The sequence below is a fragment of the Sphingomonas rhizophila genome, assembly GCF_014396585.1.
GTDB classification, from domain to species: domain Bacteria; phylum Pseudomonadota; class Alphaproteobacteria; order Sphingomonadales; family Sphingomonadaceae; genus Sphingomicrobium; species Sphingomicrobium rhizophilum.
In genome coordinates this window covers 1,616,997-1,635,886 of the sequence record NZ_CP060717.1, presented here as the reverse complement: position 1 = coordinate 1,635,886, position 18,890 = coordinate 1,616,997, and the positions used below count along the sequence as shown (strand labels likewise).

The following is an 18,890-nucleotide window of genomic DNA, read 5'->3' as shown; positions in this document are numbered from 1 at the left end:
AGCTAGTGTGCGCCAACGTCCAAGTCTGTCCATCTCCCCTCTGTAAACCGTCCAGATAAGTCCGAGGGGGTTGCGTAGTGTTTTGAGTTTTGTTACCTAAATCGTTACCTGCTCGCCAGCTAGGTAACCAGACACGGGGTCATATCAGCGGCCACATGTCAGGCTACTCAGTAGGTAACAGGCGGGACGACACAGCGCTGGTACCGCTGGGCCGCCCCTGACCAAAACCGTCCTTAGGAGACGATCAATGGCTACTCCCAATCTATCCAATGAACCTAAAGCGGCCAACTATCAGTCGCTGATCGAAGCAATGCACGAGCGATACGAGCGCGCCTGGGAAGAGTATAATCGGGTCGACGAGGCTTCCACCGCACTCTCGGATAAGAACGAAAGCGAGCGACTTCTTCAGTTTCGATATCGCGACGCTATGCTCCAGAACAGCGGCGAAACCGATGCGCTCCGGCTGGCGATCCTACATCAAGTGCCTACCACTTGGGTGGATGCCCTGATCCTACAGTTTCACATCAACTGCATCACCGATCCGAATAGCGAGATGACAGCCGAGGAGGTTAAGGCGGTCTCGATCGCCTCGGACACGCTGTTTGATTTCATGTGTGACGAAGTCGATCACAACGAAAACGTGGGCATTTTCCACAGGTCCGAATGCATTGTGTCAGAGCGTCGCCGGTTGCGGACCGGCCATGTTGCGAAAGCGGCTTGAGCCATGCTGACCGATGCGAAGATCGCGGCGCTGAAGCCGCCAGTCGCCGGCCAAGCCGAGCATCCCGATCACAAGGTGACAGGGCTGCGGCTTCGCATCGGCTCTTCGGGCAAGAAGACGTGGATCGTACGACGCCGTGTTGGTCCGAAGGTGTTGAACAAGAAGGTCGGCACTTATCCGCCGATGGGCTTGGCAGCCGCCAGGAAGGCCGCTGAGCGCATTCTGGAAGCCTTGGCGAGCGACGGCACGACCGACGCGCTGGACCGCACCTTCGGCGCCGTGGCGGAGACTTGGATCGAGAAGGTCGCCAAGCCAAAGAATGATAGCTGGAAGCTCCAAGAGCGCCGCCTGGAGATGCACGTGCTGCCGACTTGGGGAGAGCGCAAAATTCAGAGCATCAAACGGTCTGACGTTCGCGAACTGATCGAGGGTATCGAAGGGGACGTGCTTCCCAATCGGGTGCTCTCGCAAGTGAAGACGATCTTTCGCTTCGCCCTTTCGCGCGACTGGATCGAAGCGTCGCCAATCGAGGGTATCGAGAAGCCGAAGTCCGAAACGCCGCGTGACCGCGTTCTCGATATGAACGAGAGCAAAGCGGTGTGGGAAGCTGCCGAACACATGGGTTATCCGTTCGGCCCATACGTTCGTGTGCTTCAACTGACCGCGCAGCGCCGGACGGAAGTTGCGGCGATGCGATGGGATGCGGTCGACCTGGATGCAGGGACGTGGACGCTTACCGCTGAGGACACGAAAGGCGATCGGGCGACGCTTGTGCCACTCTCGCGGCCCGTCGTTGAAATCCTGAAGGCCGTCCCGCGGATCGGCCCGTTTGTGTTCACGTCGGATGGCGAGACCCACATCAGCGGCTTTGCCAAAGGTAAGGCTCGGCTCGACAAGTTTTTGAAGGCATCGGGTGCGGTATTGAAGCCTTGGACGCTGCACGATCTTCGCAGGACTGCGGCCACGCATATGGTCCGCCTTGGCGTGTCAGAAGAAGTCGTCGGTCGCATCCTCAATCATGCGGTGAAGGGCGTCACAGCAAAGGTCTACGCACTCCACAGCTACGCACCAGAGAAGCGCAGCGCGCTTGATCGGTGGGCGGCTGACCTTGCCCGCGCAATTGACGGAGCATCGGGCAGTACGGTTGTTTCGATCCGTGGCTGAGGAAGACATCTTCGAGCAGGTGCCAATTGATCTGACTATGACCTTGGCAGAATTTGATGAAAGGCTCGCGCGAGGATTGGGCGACACCAATCAACTGTATGAAAGTCTGCTAAGTACTGGAGCCGCGCGTAATCACGCCATCATCGACACCGGGGAGGAGACGCTGTTCTGGTTGATGGTCGCGCTCAATCGGCTCCCTCTCACCTCACAGCAATTGCACTTCGCGCGTCATTGCTTGCTTGCCGTCCAAAGCGCACTTTCGGGCGGGCGCAGAAGCCCATTGACCTTTGAGGGCGTGAAGTCGCGTTCGGGCGTGAAACTGAATGAGTGGGAGCGGATCGGACGGTTCCTTGTCGCAAAGGCGGTCGCTCTTCTTCGGCCCCATTTCGACATGGACACCAAAGCGGCAAGCAAGCGGGTCGCGCAATTATTCAACGAATCTCCGGAGCGCGCCCAACGTCCGAAAGTGACCTGGCAGCAGGTACGAAAATGGTTCGATGATTGCGATGCCGAGGCCGAGGATAGCATCGATTTGCGCGAAGCGACGATCGCTGGACGATCGATGACCGAAGCCGAGTGTCAGGTTGAAATTCGGAAGATGGCAGCGGGCAGCGCCCAGCTAATCTAATTTTGGTTGCGACCAACCGTGATCGCGATTCAAACTCGCAAAAATGTGAGTACCTCAAGATGCCATTGGACTCAGTGGAGCAATGGCAATGCAACTTCTTCGACTTCCTGAAGCACTTCAACGCACGGGCTTGAGCCGTAGCGGACTTTACGCGGCGATCTCGGCGGGCACCTTTCCAAAGCCAGTGAAGCTCGGGCCAAATGCCCGCGCGATCGCATGGCCTGCAGAAGAAATCGACGCTTGGATTTCTGAACGCATAGCTGAGCGAGCCGCGGCATGAGCGGCCGGCTCAATCGAAAAGGGAGCCCCTGGCAGGACTCCCTCAATCTGATCGCTAGCCAGCAACAGACCAGCATCTTCTACAGCATCAGGAATCGCCGTTCAATCCGCTCGCTTCGGCGCCCGCGGTGCAATTGCGGCGGCGTATGGATCGAGGCACGGCCATGAACGCGCCCCTCAGCCGCCTTGCAGACCCTGTAGAGCTCTTCCGACCTTGGGAGAGTGGAGAACTAAAGCATCTGCGACGCCGCCTCTGTCGAGGTCGCGACAAAGCCGCCGCTAGGGCAATCAGAGCGTCATCGGAAGCTGCGCGCGAGCTCTTTTGGTTCGCCAATGAGGCGGCTAACCGGTGGTGCTTCGCAAATGCGCAGGCCGATCAACTCCGAGACATTGCGAACGCGATAGTTCGCATCTTTGTCGCCGCTGATTGCTTCGAGCGCGAGGAGGCGGGTCAATGACACACTCTCCAGCGCAGCTACTTGATCAGGTTTCCGGCTTCTTGGGCAGGTTCGTAGCGTATCCTTCAGCCGAAACTAAGGTCGCGCACACACTGTGGATTATTCACTGCCATCTGATGGAAGCTTGGGAATCGACACCACGGATTGCATTCCTTTCTCCGGAGCCAGGGAGTGGGAAAACGCGCGCTCTTGAGGTCACCGAATTGCTCGTCCCTCGGCCCGTTGAGGCAGTGAACGTCACTCCGGCGTACCTGTTTCGGAAGGTGGGAGCTCTAGAGGGCATGCCGACCATTCTCTTTGACGAGATCGACACCGTCTTTGGACCAAAGGCCAAGGACAACGAAGAAATTCGCGGCCTGCTCAACGCTGGCCACCGTCGTGGCGCGAAGGCCGGTCGCTGTGTTGTTAAAGGGAAGCAAATCGAGACGGAGGAGATACCGGCATTTTGTCCGCTGGCGATGGCCGGTCTTGGAAATCTTCCCGACACAATTCTGACCCGCTCCGTAATTGTTCGAATGCGGCGTCGGGCGCCGAGCGAGCGCGTGGAGCCTTTTCGGAGGCGTCTACACGAGCCAGAGGGAACGCGTCTCAAGGAGGCGATTGAGAGTTGGGCCAATATCGTCAGGTCTGACGCAAGTGCGATGTGGCCTGAGATTCCTGCCGCGATTCAGGACCGCGATGCTGACGTCTGGGAGCCGCTGTTAGCCGTTGCGGACTTGGCTGGCGGAGATTGGCCCAACGCCGCTCGTGCGGCGGCTGTTGCGCTCGTTGCGGCATCTAAGGAGAGCACTCCTAGCCAGGGAGTAAGGCTGCTCCTGGACATCCGCACCATCTTCGATAGGCCCGATGTTGTCGGCGATCGACCCTCCCTTCTTCGCACGAAGGACATTCTCGAAGGCCTCCATGCCATTGAAGAGTCTCCATGGGGTGACATTCGCGGAAAGCCACTGGATGACCGAGGTCTCGCAAAGCGACTCCGGGACTACGAGATCAGGCCAACGACCATTCGTTTGAGCGGATCGACACCCAAGGGCTACGCTCGATCGGACTTTGCTGATGCTTGGTCACGGTATCTACCCCAATCCTTAGGATACGTTGGATACGAGGCGAGTTCGGGGGCAACTGTGGACGCTTCCCCAGCGTCTCGTCTGAGAACCGCAACATCCGCAACATCCGCAACAAACGCCTACTTGGAGGCCAAGGGATGACCCATTTCCGCAGTGATCGGGCGCGCGCACGCGAGGGCGCTGGAGCATCGCGATCTCGCCCCTGTGCAGCGTGGCCTCGTCATAATGGGCGTCTCGAACCTCACGATCGAGGCTCATTCGCGCCTGCATCTCGCTCTAACGAACCATCACGCGGAGCAAAGCAACTCTCGTCGCAAGGGAATCTGCCATCTTCGCTGAACGGCAATCGACGTATTCCGTTCAAACAATTACGCGCGAGAATTGGCCGTCAGTTACCTATGCGTTACCTAGCAAGGTTTGTTCCCTCACAAACCACAAGCCTAACTAGCTTGTCGCTCAAAAATCGGCCTCTGAGCGCTTCGCGATTCAAGCATGTGGTGAGCCTCTTAACGTGTCCTCATGGCACGTCCCTCAACGTACTCTACCGAAGTCGCGGAAAACATCTTCGAGCGCCTGGAAGCTGGCGAACCGCTGGCCGCAATCTGCCGCTCGGAAGGGATGCCGGCAGTCCGTACTTTCCTCGATTGGGTAGCCAGGGACGAGAAGCTAGCTGCGGCCTACACCCACGCTCGCAATGCCCAAGGCGAGTGGTTCGATGCGGAGATGGATCGCATCGCAAAGACGGCGATCGATCGTGACAGTGCCGCCGCGGCCAAGGTCCAACTCAGCAACCTTCAGTGGCGAGCGAGCAAGCAGGCGCCATCGAAATACGGAGACCGCATAGACATGACGGTCGATCACACCTTCGACCTGGCCGCGGTCATCGACAAGCGCCGTCAACGCGCGCTGGAAGGCCAAGACCAGCCAGCACTGCCGGATGCCTCGCGATGACGGCTGGTGGCGCTCAGAGACGCCTTGCAGAGGACATCGCGGGGTTTGCGGCCAATCCCTACCGCTATGCGCTGTACGCCTTCCCGTGGGGCGAGGGAGCGCTTCAGGGCATTGAAGGCCCCCGTCGTTGGCAGATCGAAGTCATGCGCGAGATCGGGGATCACCTGAGCAACCCTGAAACGCGCTTCACACCGCTCCGCATCGCCGTCGCGTCCGGTCACGGCCCCGGCAAGTCCGCCGCTATCGGCATGCTCTGCAAATGGGCGCTGGACACTTGCCCCGATACTCGCATCGTCATCACCGCGAACACGGATGGACAGCTTCAGACCAAAACGTCGCCAGAGCTGGCCAAGTGGCACAATCTCTCGATCACCAAGAGCTGGTTTCGGCAGTCCGTCACTTCGATCACGTCGACGCAGAAGGGGCACGAGCGAAGCTGGAGAGCTGATCTCATCCCTTGGTCGATCCATTCGCCGGAGGCTTTCGCCGGCTTGCACAATCAGGGCCGCCGCATCGTCATTTTCTACGACGAAGCGTCCAACATCCACGACCGCATCTGGGAGGTGACTGAGGGGGCGCTGACCGACGAACAGACCGAGATCATCTGGATCGCCTTCGGGAATCCGAGCCGCAACACGGGTCGTTTCAGAGAGGCCTTCAGTAAGCACAGGCATCTCTGGAAGACCCGCCACATCGACAGCCGGACTGTGGAGGGCACGAACAAGCAGCACCTCCAGGAACTGGTAGATACGTACGGAGAGGACAGCGACTTCGTGAAAGTCCGGGTCCGCGGCTTGTTTCCGTCGGCATCATCGATGCAGTTCATCGCGTCGGAAACTGTTTCGGCGGCGATGGAGCGGCCTTCACGCGATAGCGCCATCCTTCCCAACGACCCGATCATCTTCGGGGTCGACCATGCCCGTTTCGGCGATGACAGTTCGGTCCTGGCAATCAGGCAGGGCAGGGATGCCCGATCTAGACGGTGGAAGGTCTGGAACGGCGCCAACTCGATGGAAATTGCCGGCGACATCGCGGCGGAGGCTGCCCGCTACTCTCCGGATGCAATCATGGTCGATGCTGGCGGTCCGAACGCCGGCGGCGTGATCGATCGCCTCAGACAGCTTCTCGGCGAGAGCGTACCGATCTTTGAGATCAACTTCGGCGCCAAGGGCCGCGAGGCGAACTGGGATGGCGTGAACCGCGTCCGCGTCGCCAACAAGCGAGCCGAGATGTACACCAACCTTCGCGCCTGGCTGGAGCGGGGATGCCTGCCAAACATCACCCGACTGTCCGACGACCTTACCGCGCTGGAATATGGCTACAACGCCGACAACGCGATCCAGCTTGAGCGGAAGGAACACCTTCGCGCCCGCGGCCTGCCGTCATCGGACTATTCGGATGCCTTGGCGCTGACCTTTGCCGAGCACGTCGAAGCCCGCGCCCTCCCGACTTACCTCATGCCCGCGCAGGAGCGGGAATACGACCGCTACGCCGAGCTTGACCAATACAACCGATATTCCGGGGAGGATCGCTATGACCGACACTGATCAATCCGACACGCGCCTGGCGACGCTCTACCCCGACGACGTACCCAAGACGGAAGCCGTGGCTGCGCCGATGGAGGAAGCCAAGCCGCGCGAGGAGGTTCTGTACAAGGACGATATGCCGAAGGAGGAGACCGCGTCCATCAACCCGCACGGCGCGCCTGACTTCGGATATTCGCTTCAGGCGCCGGAAGGCTTTGTCCTCGATCGCGCCATGATAGCAGACGCCGAGCCGGTCTTTCGGGAACTGAAATTGTCGAACGATGGCGCGAACCGGCTGATGCCCCTCGCGGCGAAGTACCACGAGCGCATCCTGAAGGGGCAGAACGAGGCCTTTGCGCAGATCAGGGCCGACTGGGTTAAAACCGCCAAAGCCGACGCCGAGTTGGGTCGCGCGAATTGGAACGAGACGACGCGTCTGGCTGATGCTGCGCTGAATGCGGCTGGCGCGACGAAGGGCTCGGCGTTTCGGGAGTTTCTGGATGAAAGTGGCCTCGGCAATCATCCGGAGATGATCCGGACGTTCCGTCGTCTGGGTGCGAAGCTGCGCCAATGACCCGACAAATGCGAAGGTCACAAATTTTCGATTCAAAGTCGGTGACGCGTTCGCTAGTCATGGCTGATGGCCACGGTTAGCCTCTCAACAAGCGAGCCTTCGGCCCCTGACGCTGACTTTGCGATATATGTCGATTTCGACCGTTCGGCGGAGCATCCGCAACGGATATTTCAAGCCGTCGAGGGCCTTATTTCAGCCTTCGAGAAGCTCGATAAGGTTTTAGCGCACTCAATCGACGCATCGATTGAACCAGTCATGGTTCTCGAAGACATCGAAGCCGGATCCCTTAAGGTCTGGTTGCGTGACAAGCTTCTGCAAACCGAGGACCAAGCTCTATACTCGCTCGATTGGAAGCCGCTAGTCGGCAAATATCTAGTCGCGGCGAAGTACGCTTTTGTTCGCTGGGTAAACGACAGCGAGGAGCGTTCTCGTCCCGGCTCGCTGGCTGACCTACGGAATGAGTTCCTGGCGCTGGCGAAGCAAACGGACGTGAAATTTATTCCGTCCTACGGAGTGCCCAGCGCCGCCGACATACTTAGTAGCGCAACGGACGTATCGAAGGCGTTGGCAAGGCTCGCCCCGACCGACAAAGCCGCATTCATTTCAAAATCTGGTGACGAGAATTTCGATCTTTCAATGGATTGGGAAGGATTGGACCTAGCCTCGTTGGCTGTCAGAGAAACGATCCTCGTTCCTCCCGCTCCGATGATCCTAGCTGTCCGGCGCCCCGATTATCTAGGCTCGGCGCAGTGGGAGTTCCGCCATGGCAAGCGAACCATCCGCGCGAAAATTACCGATGAGAAGTGGCTGAAGAAATTCCAAGCTAGGCAGGTAGACGTTCGGCCGGGTGATGCACTTCGATGCACGGTTACCCAGGAGGTTCGTTACGGTTATGACAACGAACTGATTTCCGAAGCGTTTGTCGTAGAGGAAATAGTCGAGGTGCTCGAGAATCAATATCGGCAGGACGAGCTCTTTGATCCGGACGAGCGCGGAGAGGAACGGCTGAGCTAACCCGCGATTCAATAATCTTCTTCGTCACTCCAAGCCTGTGCCCAGGTCGGGAGTGCGTTGGGATCAACGTGCCCCTTCGGACGTGCTCCCGGCCTAACCGAAGGAGCACGACCATGAACGCACATCGTCAAATCCTCACTGAGGCGAGCTACGTCTCGCAAATGCAGTTCTTCAACTTCGCCATTCAGCAAGGGGAGGAGAGTCACGCAGAGGTTCAGCTAAAACTCCGCGCCGGCGAGATCGATCAATCCCAAGCAGACATGATTGCCGGAGCCTTGGCATCGGTGAAGAAACAGCGCGAAGATTTGGAATCCGCCTGGTCGGCTCAGGTGAAGCAGAATGAGGCGAATGCCGTCACCGATATCAGCGTCGCCCAAGCTGCGTCCGCTGCGCTGGCAAAGGCCGACATAGACGAAGCTGGAGAGCACTTCCTGAAGCTGATGGAGCACATCGCCGCGATTAAGCCGATTGTTGATGCTCGGAACGCGGCGATCGACAGAGCGGTTGAGCACCTCTCCGATCATCGCTCTGCGTTTGCTGACGACCCGTCACGCGGTCGCGAGGCCTACGCTCATTTCTGCCAGACTGTTCGCAGCACCAGACAGGAAGTGCCGCTTATCCAGTCGGCGCTCTACGCAGCGGGTCTCGGTGATATGGGCGTGATCAAGTCTGATGCGAAATTTGCTGGCGGAGGGCAGGACGCGACGAGCTTTGTCGAACGCTGGCGGTCATCGCTGGTCGTCCACTTTCAGCGCTTGTTTGGGGACGACTGAGCCTTTCATTCGCCTTGCCGCCACAGGCGATCCGATGCAGCGTGTCGGAATGCCGGTACCTGAACCAAAGTTTCCCGCCTTCGATGAGGCAATGCCGGCGCAGACAGCAGAACTGTCGCCGTCATCGAGTTACGCACTGCCGCTAGAGGAATGGAACCAGATGGTCCGGTTAGCGAACCATCTTGGGCAGAGGGAAGCGGAGATGCCGTTGAGGCGTCGGATCAGGACATTTCTCAAAGCTACCGCGGCAGTACTCTAGCCCTTGAAAGAGCCGGGTCCAACTGACGACGGCGACGCAGACCCGCACCGATCGCTCCAAAGCCCAAAAGCATCATTGCCCAAGTGCCGGGTTCCGGAGCGGGCAGCGGCGGCGCAGCTAGAACTGTGATGTCATCTAGACGGTACGTCCCGCGCGAACTGGTGAAACCGATTTGAGTCACTTCGGAGATGGCGGTCCAAGTGTACTCAAAATATGTGAAAGGGCGGTTCGGCCACGGCAGAAGAGTTATAATTGCGTCCCCGTTGATCAGGAAGCTCAGCCGCTCACTCGACGAAGTCTGCACGCTCCAAGCCCAGAAGCCGAAGGTGTAGGATCGTCCGATGTCAGTCGTGAAATCCTGACTGATGGTGAAGGGATTGTTCGACGAGAAATAAGCGGCGAAGTCTCCGGAATGCGTAGCGAAACCGTTGACGCCCGTGAATGCTGAGTCGCCTGCGGTAATCCAAGAGGTAAAGTCACCGGTCTCGAAACCGCCGTTAGCGATAAGGTTATCCGAAGCTTCGGACGCGCTCGCCGAGGCTAGGACTAACGCCGTTAAAAGGGCTTTCAGGCTCCATTTCCATTTCTGCAGCAAGCCAACCTCCCTGATTCGAAAGTCCAATCTCCGATAAATTTTTGTTAACTACAAGCAGCTCGGACTTGAGGACCTTTATAGCATCAGTGTCTGCTTCATTTCGCTTGCCGCTGATTGGTGCCGCTGAGCAGGCCGCCGTTGTCGCGCGTCCCTGAAAAGAACTGATTGTCGCCAGTGACCAGATCGAGGGAAACGAAGCGTTCGACGGTCGCAGAGTAGGGCGTGAAGGCATTACAGGATGGGATCTGCGGATCACAGGGCACAGTAAATTCCGTGCCGGTGACATTCGCGACTATTGTGTAGTCCGCCGCGGTAGCAGGCCCACTCCCAAACACCGTCAAGGCAAAGCCAACCAGCCCGCCAGATAAAGTCTTCCTCATAACGCCACCCCTTCGAAAGCGACTCGGCGGCACATCAATTACGGTAAATTTTTGTTAACTGAAACGACTGACCAAGTTTGCTTCGCACTGGATTGACTCTCCGACCGTCTGTCGCTCTGATCGGGTTGCTCGGAATTTAACAGGGGGGCAGGCATGAAGCTGCTACCGGGCGTTGTAGCTGTATGTCTCGGAGTGGGCACCTTCGGCGTGCCGGTCGCGCCGGCTGTCGCGCATGGCGGGGGCCTTAATGCGCAGGGCTGCCATAACAATCGCAAGACGGGCGACTACCACTGCCATCGAGGCGGCGGTGGCGGGAGCGCACTTTCATCGTCATCGGGTCGGAAGCGATCGTACGGACTGTCATCGTCAGGCGGGGCATTCCCCAACTGCGCAGCGGCTCGTGCTGCCGGCGCGGCGCCGGTGCGCGAGGGACAGCCCGGCTATTCGCGACGCCTCGATCGGGACGGTGACGGGGTGGGCTGCGAATGAGCGTTCTGGTGCTCGCGGCTCTCGCTCTGGCGCAGGAAGCCGCCACTGAGCCACAGATCGACGGCCCTTTGGAGTGGGCGATGGAGCGCGCTCCGCACGGCATAGACATCACGCTCGACGGGAAACTTTGGATCAACAGCAACAAGGTAGGAGCCAAGGATGATTACGCCATCCTGGCGACCGATCTTCATAGAGCCGTCACTTCAAAAAGCATCAAGCCGCGCCTTTGGGTCAGAGGCTACCATCGGCGAAACCCGTCTGTGAATTACCGAGAATCAAAGCTGCTCGTCGTTATTGACTGCACTCGCGACACGCTCCGGATCGAGAAAAGAATCGCCTATTCGGCGGATGGGGGAATAGTCGAGACAGGCGGACCCTATCGATCCGATCCAATAGTTCCCGGCACTAATGGCGAAGCTTGGCGGAAAATGGCGTGCTCCTGGCAATAATGTTTGCCGCGCCCGCGATCGTCGCGGCCGGCACGACCTTCACTTGCACGCCGACAGCCGTTTGGGATGGAGACGGGCCGATCTGGTGCGCAGAAGGACCGCGCATCCGCCTTGCCGGTGTCGCGGCACGAGAGATCGACGACAGTTGTAAGGTCGAGCAGCCCTGCCCCAAAGTTAGCGGGAAGGATGCTCGCGATCGGCTTGTGCTGCTGCTCGGTGGGCCTCGCGGGATGCTTCCCACAGGACACATCGTTGTTCGGAGTGAACCGTTGCAGTGCCAATCTCAAGGCTCCGCTGGCGGCTCGCGCACGGCGGCTTGGTGCCGATCGGCCTCGGTTGGGGACCTATCTTGCGCTGTCATCAGAGCGGGCGGTGCTGTTCAATGGGATCGCTATTGGGGTGGGCACAAATGCCGAGGGGCCAACGGGGAGAGAAGTCGATGAAGCAATTTTATGCCGCAACGGTCGCATTGACGATTTGCGTTAGTGCGATGGCGGAAGCGTTTGCGCTGCAAGCCTCATCCCAGGTCCCACTTGAGTTGACGTGCATGGGTGGTGGCGTCGCCAACAAGATCAATGTGACCACGATAAATAGCAATTCTAGCGCGTCCGGGTCGGTTGGGACCGTACCAGTCAGTGGTTACGGTAACAGCTTCTCGAACGTCTATTCGTCCCGCCAGCAAGGGTTCGACAGTCAAGTTGATGTTAGGCTTTTTGCCGGTGACGATCGCATTCGGATGCCCCGCACGATGCTGCCTGCCATTCGCGGCGGAAAGGATGGTTGGTTCAAGCTCAAGAACGTTGTTGCGAGCGAAAGGACGATCACAGCGAGCGCTGCCGTCAACGCATTCAACAACCCGAAGATCTACATCGATCGGACGACTGGGACGATCTCAATTTCCGGCAAAGCAGGGGACTTCAGTGGTCAGTGCACACGTGCTCCCACTGAAGCTAAGCCGCAATTCTGAGTGGGCTTGGTTTCGATGAGCGATCGGTTAGCGAGCTGAGCAGCGACGCATTCCTCGCCGTCGAGGGGGCAACACTGCGTGAAGTCGAGTGCTGAGGAATCGCTGCCCTCGATCGACTATTGCGGCGTCACTGTCTGACGTTTGATTGCGGATGTGTTTTAACTGGGGGGCATATGTGGAGTGATCCCGCTTATTGGGGACCGGTGCTGGTTGCCGCCACGATCTGGTTCTTCGGCAACAATATTGTGAGGGTTATTCATGCCGCGAACATGGACAGGCGCGCCGACCATTTGAAAATGATGGAGGTGCTAGACGTGCTGCCGGATGAGCTCAGCTCCATTCGCATGCATCTCGACTCAATCGAGCAGAATACGAGGGATCCGAGCGACCTCCTCGACTGACCCCAAAAAAATGCATGTTCTCGAATCGTTCTCCGCACGATAGCTGGCGAGAATGTCGACTAAACACATTCGCACCGCGGCTGATCTGGTACGCTTCGGCGCCGGCCTAAAGATCGAGTGTGCCGACCGTGGAGCGGCGAGGACGCTTAGCGGCTACGAGGTCGCTCAGTTGGCTGGGGCGGGGAGCCTTCGCGCTTTAGCGCCGCGGCTGAAGTGCGGGCGGTGCGGATTGAAGGCGGCGTTGATGCACATCCTGCCGCCCGTCTAAGCGGTGAGGCTGCGCCAGTTTTCGTCGAATAACTGCGAACAGGTGCTGTCAAAAAGTTTGACGTACTGTTCGCCAATCTTGAGCATGCCGGCCACCTCGTCTTTCACTGCCCTTTGACCCTGCGCCGATATGCCTTTGACCGTGCCAAAGATTTGCTTCGCTTCCGTCGGAAACCGCGGCTCAAGCAGCGCCAAGTTTGGCCGGTGGTAGGCAAAACCTAGCATCACAATACGGTCCGCTATGCTGATGGAGCTGTGCATCTCGCTCAGGGTGGCCTCGTCGGATAAACGCTCGGTGAAAGTTCGAATCTGTGAACTTACCCCGATCAAGTCGGCCTGATCAGAATCTCCGAATTGAACGATCGTTCCTTCCCCTTGCTGCCAAGGCAAGCGACCGACGGTACCGAAAGGGTGAAAAATACGAAGCTTGGAGACCAGTTCACGTGCCCGCTGCAGAGTAATCCCGTAGTGGCTCACCAGCGAAAACGGCAGATAATGCTCGATGCTGCGGTCGTAATTGAATGTTATGATCGTGAGGTTGTCGAATATCTGCTCTAGCTCACTGATTTTACGACCTTCAACCAACAGACGCCCTAGGCGTGGAAGCCAGGTGTCTTTGCATGAGTCTAAGCTCAGTTCGTCATACCGTCCGTTGGGACATTTGAGCTTCGACGATCCCTCGGCTTTTAGAATCTCTCGTACGATCCCAACCTTGCCCACCAGTTCGATGTCTGGATTCTCATGTTGATCGATAATGGCATCGATCGACATTCCCTCGCGAGCCGCTTCAGCTATGCGCCGACCTGCTGCTGCATACTGATTCATTAGAGCGAGGCCGGCGTGCTGATCACCGCCAAAGGCCTCTATACAGTGCCTACGAAGCGCATTTTCAACGCGCGTATCGCCTGTTTGCACTTGATTGAATTGATAGGTGATGTTCAGCGACTTCGCTAACCGGGCGAGCAGCTCGCCTCCAATCGGAAAGTCGGCCTCAAAGCTCGCCCCAGCTCCGACAATTAAAACAGTGCGATTTCGAAACACGGACGCCTCCACAGTTCCCTACTTGATACCTAGAAGAGACTAGGAAACTCAGAAAATCCCCAAAATCTGGCGCGCCCGGCTGGATTCGAACCAGCGACCTCATGCTTAGAAGGCACGTGCTCTATCCAGCTGAGCTACGGGCGCGCGTGCGGTTGGCTTTAGCGACGGCGCGAAGCGCCGCAAGGCCGCCGAGGCCTATTGTTCCGAAGCTAGGCCTTGCACAAACACCGCACCCGGCGCCGCAGCGCCGGAAAACTACGCGACTGCTTCGAGCAGGCCTTCGAACAGGCGTCTGCCGTCTGTGTTGCCATGAGCAGGCTCGAACGCGCGCTCGGGTGCGGCATCATGCCGAGCACATTGCCGCCGTCGTTGATGAGGCCCGCGATCGATCGGGCCGAACCGTTGACCTCTTCGGTATAGCGGAAGGCGACGCGGCCTTCGCCCTCAAGGCGGTCGAGGGTCTCGGCGTCGGCCTGGTAATTGCCATCATGGTGGGCGACGGGGATCGTGATGTCCTCGCCAGATCGGTAGGCGCTGGTGAAGATCGACTGGCTGTTTTCGACTTTCAGGCCGACCGGCCGGCAAACGAAATGCAGGCCGGCATTGCGCATCAGCGCGCCGGGCAGCAGGCCCGCTTCGGTCAGGACCTGGAACCCGTTGCAAATGCCGAGCACCGGCACGCCCTTGCCCGCCGCCTGGACCACCGCCTGCATGATCGGCGATCGCGCCGCCATGGCACCGGAGCGAAGATAGTCACCGTAGGAAAAGCCGCCCGGAATCGCGATCAGGTCGGTGCCGTCGGGCAAGGCGGTCTCGCGATGCCACACCATCGCGGGTGACTTGCCGGTCGCCTGGCCGATGGCGACGGCAAGGTCGCGGTCGCAGTTCGATCCGGGGAAAACGATGACCGCGGCGCGCATCAGGCGTCGGCCGCGGCGGGCGCGCCCTGCCGTTCGATCTTGAAATTCTCGATGACCGTATTCGCCAGCAGCTTGCGGCACATCTCGGCTATCTCGTCGTCGCTGGTGCCGTCGGCGAGGTCGAGCTCGATCAGCTTGCCGGCACGGACGTCGTTGACGCCGCCAAAGCCAAGCCCTTCCAGCGCATGGTGAATGGCCTTGCCCTGCGGATCGAGGACACCGGGCTTCAAGGTCACGAATACTCGCGCTTTCATCGCTTGGTCTCCTTCCCGCGGCGGCGAATGGCGCCCCTATGACGGGCGGCCCGCGCGGGGCAAGCTTTACCATTGATTCACCATTGGCGGAGACAATGAACCGCCGGGCAATCGGGCTCGTCCGAACGGAAGGGATCAACATGCTGGTCGCCATCGCCGCCGCGATGTTCGTCGGCCTCTTCGGCTGGGGCGCGCAATATTTCGGCTGGTCCGATCCCGAAAGCAAGGTGCAGCTGGCGCTGTTCACCAGCTTCGTCCTGGGATCGGTGTGTGGATACAAAAGCAAGGGCTGACCTCCCCGACGCGGCGCGCTAAAGCCGGCGGCGATGAAGTCGCCCTACGCAAGCCTGCTCAGGATCGAATTTGCCGATGATGCCAACGGGCGTCAGCGCATCGTCATGCCGTTCCATGACGACGTCGTTGGCCGTCCGGGCATGCTCCACGGCGGCGCCATCGCCGGATTGCTGGAATTCAGCGCATTCACCACGCTCCGCGCCGCGCTCGACGATGATCAGGTCGTGATGAAGCCGGTCACCGTGACGGTGGATTACATGCGGGCGGAATGGCCCGGGAAACCTATGCCGAGGCCGTCATCGAACGGCTTGGCAACCGCATCGCCAATGTCGAGGCAATTGCCTGGCAGCGCGACCGGGCCAAGCCGATCGCGGCCGCGCGCATCAATTTCCTCCTCGACCGGCCCTAATAGCCGCTAAGCCGCGCCACCTCGCCGGCGTGGAAGCGGGGTCCGCCGAACAGCTCCGACAGCACCGCCTCGCGCTTCATGTAGAGGCCGATGTCATGTTCGTCGGTCATGCCGATGCCGCCGTGCATCTGCACTCCTTCCTGCACCGCCAGCGCGCCGACCCGCGCCGCCTTGGCCTTGGCGACCGAAGTCATCAGCTCTGCGCGGTAGTCGCCGGCGTCGAGCAACTGCGCGGCCTTGAGCGCTGCGGCTCGGGCGATCTCGATTTCGCCGTACAGGTGCGCGGCGCGATGCTGCAGCGCCTGGAATTCCCCGATCAGGCGGCCGAACTGCTTGCGCTGCTTCAGATAGTCGAAGGTCATTTCCGCGGCACCGGCGGCGACGCCGACCAATTCGCTCGCGGCGCCCGCGCGCCCTGCATTCAGCGCCCGCGACAGCGGCGCCCATCCGCCGTCGACGTCGCCGACGACCGCATCGGCGTCGACCGCCACCCTGTCGAGCGTGATTCGCGCCGCCTTCGATGAGTCCGCAAGCCCGGCACTGTCCAGCGTCAGGCCGCTGGCATCCTTGCCGATCGCGAACAGCGTCACTCCCTCGCGCTCACCGGCCGATCCTGCGGTTCGCGCCGCGATCAGCAGGACGTCGGCACTGCCGCCGTGAACCACGAATTGCTTCTGGCCGCTGAGCGTGAAGCCATTCCCCGACCGTTCCGCGCGGCATTCGATCCGGGCGGGATCGTGGTTCCGTCCCTCGTCGATCGCCAGTGCAGCCACCGTTTCACCCGCGACGATGCCGGGGAACCAGCGCTCCGCCTGCGCCGATCCCTCCAGCGCGCGCACCGCCGCGACGGCGGTCGTCAGGAACGGGGAGGGCGTCAGGTTGCGGCCAATCTCCTCCAGCACGACGCCGGCCTCGATCATGCCGAGCCCCGCGCCGCCCTGCGCTTCGGGGACGAGAATTCCGGTCAGGCCAAGTTCGGCGAACTGCTTCCACAGGCCGTGACCGAAGCCGTCCTTGCAATTGGTGTCGCGCCAGTGGCGAAGCTGCGTCTTGATCGCCCCCTCGTCGGCCATGAACGGCCGCACCGTGTCCTGCAGCATGCGCTGGTCGTCGGTCAGGATCATCATCGGCTCAGGCTCCCGGCAGGCGGAGGATGTGCTTGGCGACGATGCCAAGCTGGATTTCGGAGGTGCCGCCTTCGATCGAATTGGCCTTGGTGCGAAGCCAGTCGCGGGCTTGCTTGCCGCCCTTCGAGCGTTCGCTGTCCCACTCCAGCGCGTCCGACCCGCCGGCCGCCATGATCAGCTCGTGGCGGCGCTTGTTCAGCTCGGTCCCGGCATATTTCATCATGCTCGGCATCGCGGGATGGGCCTGGCCGGCCTTCAATTCGTCGATGAACTTCTCGCTCATCGCCTGGAAGGCCAGCGCGTCGACATCGAACGCCGCCAGTTCGGCGCGAAGCAGCGGATCGTCGATCGGCCCGACGCTGTCGCCCAGCGTGGCCTTGCCGCCGCCGAGCCCCATGCCGCTGATCATCTCGCGTTCGTGACCGAGAAGATATTTGGCGACGTCCCAGCCCTTGTTCTCCTCGCCGACCAGTTGGTCCTTGGGCACTTTCACATCGTCGAAGAAGGTCTCGCAAAAGGGCGAATAGCCGCTGATCAGCAGGATCGGCTTGGTCGTGACGCCGGGGCTTTCCATGTCGAACAGCAGGAAGCTGATCCCGCCGTGCTTGGATTCGCTCGACGTGCGCACCAGGCAGAAGATCCAGTCCGCCTGGTCGGCGTAGCTGGTCCACACCTTCTGGCCGTTGACGAGGTAGTGGTCGCCGCGGTCTTCGGCCCTGGTCTGCAGCCCGGCGAGGTCGCTGCCCGCGCCGGGTTCCGAATAGCCCTGGCACCAGCGGATCTCACCGCGCGCGATCTGCGGCAGATAGCGCTTCTTCTGCTCCTCGGTGCCGTATTTGAGCAAAGCCGGGCCGAGCATCGAAATGCCGAAACTGGTGAGCGGCGACCGCGCGCCGATCCGCGCCATTTCCTCGCGAAGGATCTTGGCCTCCGGGGCGCTCAGCCCGCCGCCGCCGTAGTCGCTGGGCCAGTCCGGCACGGTCCAGCCGCGCGCGCCCATCACCTCAAGCCACTGTTTCTGCGCCGGCGACTGGAATTCGAAGTGCCGTCCTCCCCAGCACGCGTCTTTCTCGCTGCGCATCGGTGTACGCATTTCGGGCGGGCAGTTCGCTTCCAGCCAGTCGCGGGTTTCGGAGCGGAAGTTATCGAGTGGCTCGGTCATGGGGTGTCTCCTCACCACACCATTGGCCGACGAGGCGCGTTGGTCAACGCAGCGTCAAACCGGTCAGCTTTCCCTAGCGTTCGGACGGAAACTCGGCCCGGGCGATGTGCCAGCGGCGTTGTTCGGCGGTCGATCCGTCGACGTCGTTGACCCGGCGCAGCACGACCGGACCGTCGATCGACAGAGGGCCGCCGTTACGCGCAGTGCCGCGGAAACGATTGGGGACCTCGATGTAGATCGAACCGGCGGCACCCTGCATTTCGCCGGGGGTGCCGATCACGCAATCGGTGATACGCACGCCGCGATAGCGATCCCGGAACTGGGCCTCGCTCAGCCCGCTCGCCCGTCCGCCGTCGGCCCATAGCCGCCAGGCGTCGCCATACCGCTGAGTCGCCAGGGCATCGCAATATTCCTGGACACGTCTGGCGGCCCCCAGGGCGGACGTCTCCGCGGCCGGCGGCGGGGCCTCCGGATCGAGATGGGGAGGTGGCGGTCCGTCATTCGCCAGGCCCGGGCCGGCCGGCGCGGGCGGGGCGGCAGGAATGGCGTTCGTGGCGCTTGCCGCCCCGCCGCCCTCAGGCATGTCGGCGACGACGATGTTGCCGTCGGTCGGCGGGTCGCCGGCGTTGCAGGCGAGGGTCAGAAGCGCGGCGGAAAGCGGAAGAACGAGACGCATCCGGCGCCAACCCACCATGCGCCGTGACGTTCCGGGCAACCGGTC

26 protein-coding genes and 1 tRNA gene are annotated in these 18,890 nt (G+C 60.4%); 17 read left to right on the top strand and 10 right to left on the bottom strand.

The window, feature by feature from the left end; translation table 11 throughout:
- The first annotated feature begins 247 nt into the window (after nt 1–247).
- From H9L12_RS08390 to H9L12_RS08375, 4 genes are all read left to right on the top strand, one after another.
- Entirely contained in the window at nt 248–721 is a 474-nt protein-coding gene (locus H9L12_RS08390) for a hypothetical protein (protein ID WP_187541350.1), read from the top strand.
- Between the two features lie 3 nt (nt 722–724).
- Entirely contained in the window at nt 725–1,885 is a 1,161-nt protein-coding gene (locus tag H9L12_RS08385; RefSeq protein ID WP_187541349.1) for a tyrosine-type recombinase/integrase, read from the top strand.
- Complete coding sequence (locus H9L12_RS08380; protein ID WP_187541348.1) at nt 1,878–2,513, top strand: hypothetical protein; 636 nt, start codon at nt 1,878–1,880, stop codon at nt 2,511–2,513. Before H9L12_RS08385 ends, H9L12_RS08380 begins: the two co-directional genes overlap by 8 nt.
- Nucleotides 2,514–2,595: 82 nt before the next feature.
- Nucleotides 2,596–2,793 carry a helix-turn-helix transcriptional regulator gene (locus H9L12_RS08375; RefSeq protein ID WP_187541347.1) on the top strand — a complete coding sequence of 66 codons (198 nt, stop codon included), beginning with the start codon at nt 2,596–2,598 and terminating at the stop codon, nt 2,791–2,793.
- A 295-nt stretch (nt 2,794–3,088) separates the two neighbouring features.
- On the opposite strand, the gene H9L12_RS08370 is transcribed toward H9L12_RS08375, so the two are convergent.
- On the bottom strand, nt 3,089–3,247 hold the full coding sequence (locus H9L12_RS08370) for a hypothetical protein (protein WP_187541346.1): 159 nt from the start codon (nt 3,245–3,247) through the stop codon (nt 3,089–3,091).
- A 284-nt stretch (nt 3,248–3,531) separates the two neighbouring features.
- On the opposite strand from H9L12_RS08370, the gene H9L12_RS08365 reads away from it, so the two are divergent.
- From H9L12_RS08365 to H9L12_RS08340, 6 genes are all read left to right on the top strand, one after another.
- Nucleotides 3,532–4,458 (top strand): DUF3631 domain-containing protein, encoded by a 927-nt coding sequence (locus H9L12_RS08365; protein ID WP_223177102.1) that lies wholly within the window; start codon nt 3,532–3,534, stop codon nt 4,456–4,458.
- 378 nt (nt 4,459–4,836) lie between these two features.
- Complete coding sequence (locus H9L12_RS08360; protein WP_187541344.1) at nt 4,837–5,268, top strand: terminase small subunit-like protein; 432 nt, start codon at nt 4,837–4,839, stop codon at nt 5,266–5,268.
- Complete coding sequence (locus H9L12_RS08355) at nt 5,265–6,815, top strand: terminase (RefSeq protein ID WP_187541343.1); 1,551 nt, start codon at nt 5,265–5,267, stop codon at nt 6,813–6,815. The genes H9L12_RS08360 and H9L12_RS08355 overlap by 4 nt, the downstream gene beginning before the upstream one ends.
- Entirely contained in the window at nt 6,802–7,368 is a 567-nt protein-coding gene (locus tag H9L12_RS08350) for a hypothetical protein (RefSeq protein ID WP_187541342.1), read from the top strand. Before H9L12_RS08355 ends, H9L12_RS08350 begins: the two co-directional genes overlap by 14 nt.
- Before the next feature lie 66 nt (nt 7,369–7,434).
- Complete coding sequence (locus tag H9L12_RS08345) at nt 7,435–8,382, top strand: LAPAL motif-containing putative phage structural protein (protein ID WP_187541341.1); 948 nt, start codon at nt 7,435–7,437, stop codon at nt 8,380–8,382.
- 113 nt (nt 8,383–8,495) lie between these two features.
- Nucleotides 8,496–9,155 carry a hypothetical protein gene (locus H9L12_RS08340; protein WP_187541340.1) on the top strand — a complete coding sequence of 220 codons (660 nt, stop codon included), beginning with the start codon at nt 8,496–8,498 and terminating at the stop codon, nt 9,153–9,155.
- A 239-nt stretch (nt 9,156–9,394) separates the two neighbouring features.
- Here H9L12_RS08340 and H9L12_RS08335 read toward each other — a convergent pair whose 3' ends face one another.
- Both H9L12_RS08335 and H9L12_RS08330 read right to left on the bottom strand, forming a co-directional pair.
- Nucleotides 9,395–10,009 carry a PEPxxWA-CTERM sorting domain-containing protein gene (locus H9L12_RS08335; RefSeq protein WP_187541339.1) on the bottom strand — a complete coding sequence of 205 codons (615 nt, stop codon included), beginning with the start codon at nt 10,007–10,009 and terminating at the stop codon, nt 9,395–9,397.
- A gap of 95 nt (nt 10,010–10,104) precedes the next feature.
- The gene (locus tag H9L12_RS08330; RefSeq protein ID WP_187541338.1) at nt 10,105–10,389 is read right to left on the bottom strand and encodes a hypothetical protein; all 285 of its coding nucleotides are present in this window, start codon (nt 10,387–10,389) and stop codon (nt 10,105–10,107) included.
- A gap of 153 nt (nt 10,390–10,542) precedes the next feature.
- Between H9L12_RS08330 and H9L12_RS08325 the strand changes: the two genes are divergently transcribed.
- The 5 genes from H9L12_RS08325 to H9L12_RS08310 all read left to right on the top strand — a co-directional run bounded on the left by H9L12_RS08325 (nt 10,543) and on the right by H9L12_RS08310 (nt 12,695).
- Entirely contained in the window at nt 10,543–10,878 is a 336-nt protein-coding gene (locus tag H9L12_RS08325; protein WP_187541337.1) for an excalibur calcium-binding domain-containing protein, read from the top strand.
- Nucleotides 10,875–11,327 (top strand): hypothetical protein, encoded by a 453-nt coding sequence (locus H9L12_RS08320; RefSeq protein ID WP_187541336.1) that lies wholly within the window; start codon nt 10,875–10,877, stop codon nt 11,325–11,327. Before H9L12_RS08325 ends, H9L12_RS08320 begins: the two co-directional genes overlap by 4 nt.
- A complete protein-coding gene (locus H9L12_RS14460) occupies nt 11,327–11,770 on the top strand; it encodes a thermonuclease family protein (protein WP_246450304.1) in 444 nt (147 codons plus the stop codon). Before H9L12_RS08320 ends, H9L12_RS14460 begins: the two co-directional genes overlap by 1 nt.
- Nucleotides 11,767–12,294 (top strand): hypothetical protein, encoded by a 528-nt coding sequence (locus tag H9L12_RS08315; RefSeq protein ID WP_187541335.1) that lies wholly within the window; start codon nt 11,767–11,769, stop codon nt 12,292–12,294. The genes H9L12_RS14460 and H9L12_RS08315 overlap by 4 nt, the downstream gene beginning before the upstream one ends.
- 203 nt (nt 12,295–12,497) lie before the next feature.
- Nucleotides 12,498–12,695, top strand: coding sequence for a hypothetical protein (locus H9L12_RS08310; RefSeq protein ID WP_187541334.1), 198 nt, complete (start codon nt 12,498–12,500; stop codon nt 12,693–12,695).
- Nucleotides 12,696–12,959: 264 nt separating this feature from the next.
- On the opposite strand, the gene H9L12_RS08305 is transcribed toward H9L12_RS08310, so the two are convergent.
- The 4 genes from H9L12_RS08305 to purS all read right to left on the bottom strand — a co-directional run bounded on the left by H9L12_RS08305 (nt 12,960) and on the right by purS (nt 15,177).
- On the bottom strand, nt 12,960–14,003 hold the full coding sequence (locus tag H9L12_RS08305; RefSeq protein WP_187541333.1) for a hypothetical protein: 1,044 nt from the start codon (nt 14,001–14,003) through the stop codon (nt 12,960–12,962).
- A 67-nt stretch (nt 14,004–14,070) separates the two neighbouring features.
- Nucleotides 14,071–14,147 (bottom strand) — tRNA-Arg (locus tag H9L12_RS08300).
- Nucleotides 14,148–14,212: 65 nt separating this feature from the next.
- Nucleotides 14,213–14,923 carry a phosphoribosylformylglycinamidine synthase subunit PurQ gene (gene purQ, locus H9L12_RS08295; protein WP_246450303.1) on the bottom strand — a complete coding sequence of 237 codons (711 nt, stop codon included), beginning with the start codon at nt 14,921–14,923 and terminating at the stop codon, nt 14,213–14,215.
- The gene (purS, locus tag H9L12_RS08290) at nt 14,923–15,177 is read right to left on the bottom strand and encodes a phosphoribosylformylglycinamidine synthase subunit PurS (RefSeq protein WP_187541332.1); all 255 of its coding nucleotides are present in this window, start codon (nt 15,175–15,177) and stop codon (nt 14,923–14,925) included. Before purS ends, purQ begins: the two co-directional genes overlap by 1 nt.
- 95 nt (nt 15,178–15,272) lie before the next feature.
- On the opposite strand from purS, the gene H9L12_RS08285 reads away from it, so the two are divergent.
- Complete coding sequence (locus tag H9L12_RS08285) at nt 15,273–15,470, top strand: hypothetical protein (RefSeq protein WP_187543308.1); 198 nt, start codon at nt 15,273–15,275, stop codon at nt 15,468–15,470.
- 269 nt (nt 15,471–15,739) lie between these two features.
- Nucleotides 15,740–15,880, top strand: a complete 141-nt coding sequence (locus H9L12_RS14165) for a hypothetical protein (RefSeq protein WP_343060325.1) — start codon at nt 15,740–15,742, stop codon at nt 15,878–15,880.
- Here the strand turns inward: H9L12_RS14165 and H9L12_RS08275 are convergent.
- From H9L12_RS08275 to H9L12_RS08265, 3 genes are all read right to left on the bottom strand, one after another.
- On the bottom strand, nt 15,877–17,004 hold the full coding sequence (locus H9L12_RS08275) for an acyl-CoA dehydrogenase family protein (protein WP_187543229.1): 1,128 nt from the start codon (nt 17,002–17,004) through the stop codon (nt 15,877–15,879). The genes H9L12_RS14165 and H9L12_RS08275 overlap by 4 nt on opposite strands.
- A 7-nt stretch (nt 17,005–17,011) precedes the next feature.
- Complete coding sequence (locus tag H9L12_RS08270; RefSeq protein ID WP_187541331.1) at nt 17,012–18,169, bottom strand: acyl-CoA dehydrogenase family protein; 1,158 nt, start codon at nt 18,167–18,169, stop codon at nt 17,012–17,014.
- Nucleotides 18,170–18,242: 73 nt separating this feature from the next.
- Nucleotides 18,243–18,845 (bottom strand): hypothetical protein, encoded by a 603-nt coding sequence (locus tag H9L12_RS08265; RefSeq protein ID WP_187541330.1) that lies wholly within the window; start codon nt 18,843–18,845, stop codon nt 18,243–18,245.
- Between the last annotated feature and the right edge of the window lie 45 nt (nt 18,846–18,890).

Excerpts from the sequence above, each read along its gene's own strand:
- H9L12_RS08270 (WP_187541331.1), bottom strand. The coding sequence starts at position 18,169 with ATGACCGAGCCACTCGATAACTTCCGCTCCGAAACCCGCGACTGGCTG.
- purQ (WP_246450303.1), bottom strand. The coding sequence starts at position 14,923 with ATGCGCGCCGCGGTCATCGTTTTCCCCGGATCGAACTGCGACCGCGAC.
- H9L12_RS08275 (WP_187543229.1), bottom strand. The coding sequence starts at position 17,004 with ATGATCCTGACCGACGACCAGCGCATGCTGCAGGACACGGTGCGGCCG.
- H9L12_RS08350 (WP_187541342.1), top strand. The coding sequence starts at position 6,802 with ATGACCGACACTGATCAATCCGACACGCGCCTGGCGACGCTCTACCCC.
- H9L12_RS08355 (WP_187541343.1), top strand. The coding sequence starts at position 5,265 with ATGACGGCTGGTGGCGCTCAGAGACGCCTTGCAGAGGACATCGCGGGG.
- H9L12_RS08315 (WP_187541335.1), top strand. The coding sequence starts at position 11,767 with ATGAAGCAATTTTATGCCGCAACGGTCGCATTGACGATTTGCGTTAGT.
- H9L12_RS14460 (WP_246450304.1), top strand. The coding sequence starts at position 11,327 with ATGTTTGCCGCGCCCGCGATCGTCGCGGCCGGCACGACCTTCACTTGC.
- H9L12_RS08390 (WP_187541350.1), top strand. The coding sequence starts at position 248 with ATGGCTACTCCCAATCTATCCAATGAACCTAAAGCGGCCAACTATCAG.
- H9L12_RS08320 (WP_187541336.1), top strand. The coding sequence starts at position 10,875 with ATGAGCGTTCTGGTGCTCGCGGCTCTCGCTCTGGCGCAGGAAGCCGCC.
- H9L12_RS08375 (WP_187541347.1), top strand. The coding sequence starts at position 2,596 with ATGGCAATGCAACTTCTTCGACTTCCTGAAGCACTTCAACGCACGGGC.
- purS (WP_187541332.1), bottom strand. The coding sequence starts at position 15,177 with ATGAAAGCGCGAGTATTCGTGACCTTGAAGCCCGGTGTCCTCGATCCG.
- H9L12_RS08285 (WP_187543308.1), top strand. The coding sequence starts at position 15,273 with ATGAACCGCCGGGCAATCGGGCTCGTCCGAACGGAAGGGATCAACATG.
- H9L12_RS14165 (WP_343060325.1), top strand. The coding sequence starts at position 15,740 with ATGGCCCGGGAAACCTATGCCGAGGCCGTCATCGAACGGCTTGGCAAC.
- H9L12_RS08325 (WP_187541337.1), top strand. The coding sequence starts at position 10,543 with ATGAAGCTGCTACCGGGCGTTGTAGCTGTATGTCTCGGAGTGGGCACC.
- H9L12_RS08360 (WP_187541344.1), top strand. The coding sequence starts at position 4,837 with ATGGCACGTCCCTCAACGTACTCTACCGAAGTCGCGGAAAACATCTTC.
- H9L12_RS08365 (WP_223177102.1), top strand. The coding sequence starts at position 3,532 with ATGCCGACCATTCTCTTTGACGAGATCGACACCGTCTTTGGACCAAAG.
- H9L12_RS08345 (WP_187541341.1), top strand. The coding sequence starts at position 7,435 with ATGGCCACGGTTAGCCTCTCAACAAGCGAGCCTTCGGCCCCTGACGCT.
- H9L12_RS08340 (WP_187541340.1), top strand. The coding sequence starts at position 8,496 with ATGAACGCACATCGTCAAATCCTCACTGAGGCGAGCTACGTCTCGCAA.
- H9L12_RS08330 (WP_187541338.1), bottom strand. The coding sequence starts at position 10,389 with ATGAGGAAGACTTTATCTGGCGGGCTGGTTGGCTTTGCCTTGACGGTG.
- H9L12_RS08385 (WP_187541349.1), top strand. The coding sequence starts at position 725 with ATGCTGACCGATGCGAAGATCGCGGCGCTGAAGCCGCCAGTCGCCGGC.
- H9L12_RS08265 (WP_187541330.1), bottom strand. The coding sequence starts at position 18,845 with ATGCGTCTCGTTCTTCCGCTTTCCGCCGCGCTTCTGACCCTCGCCTGC.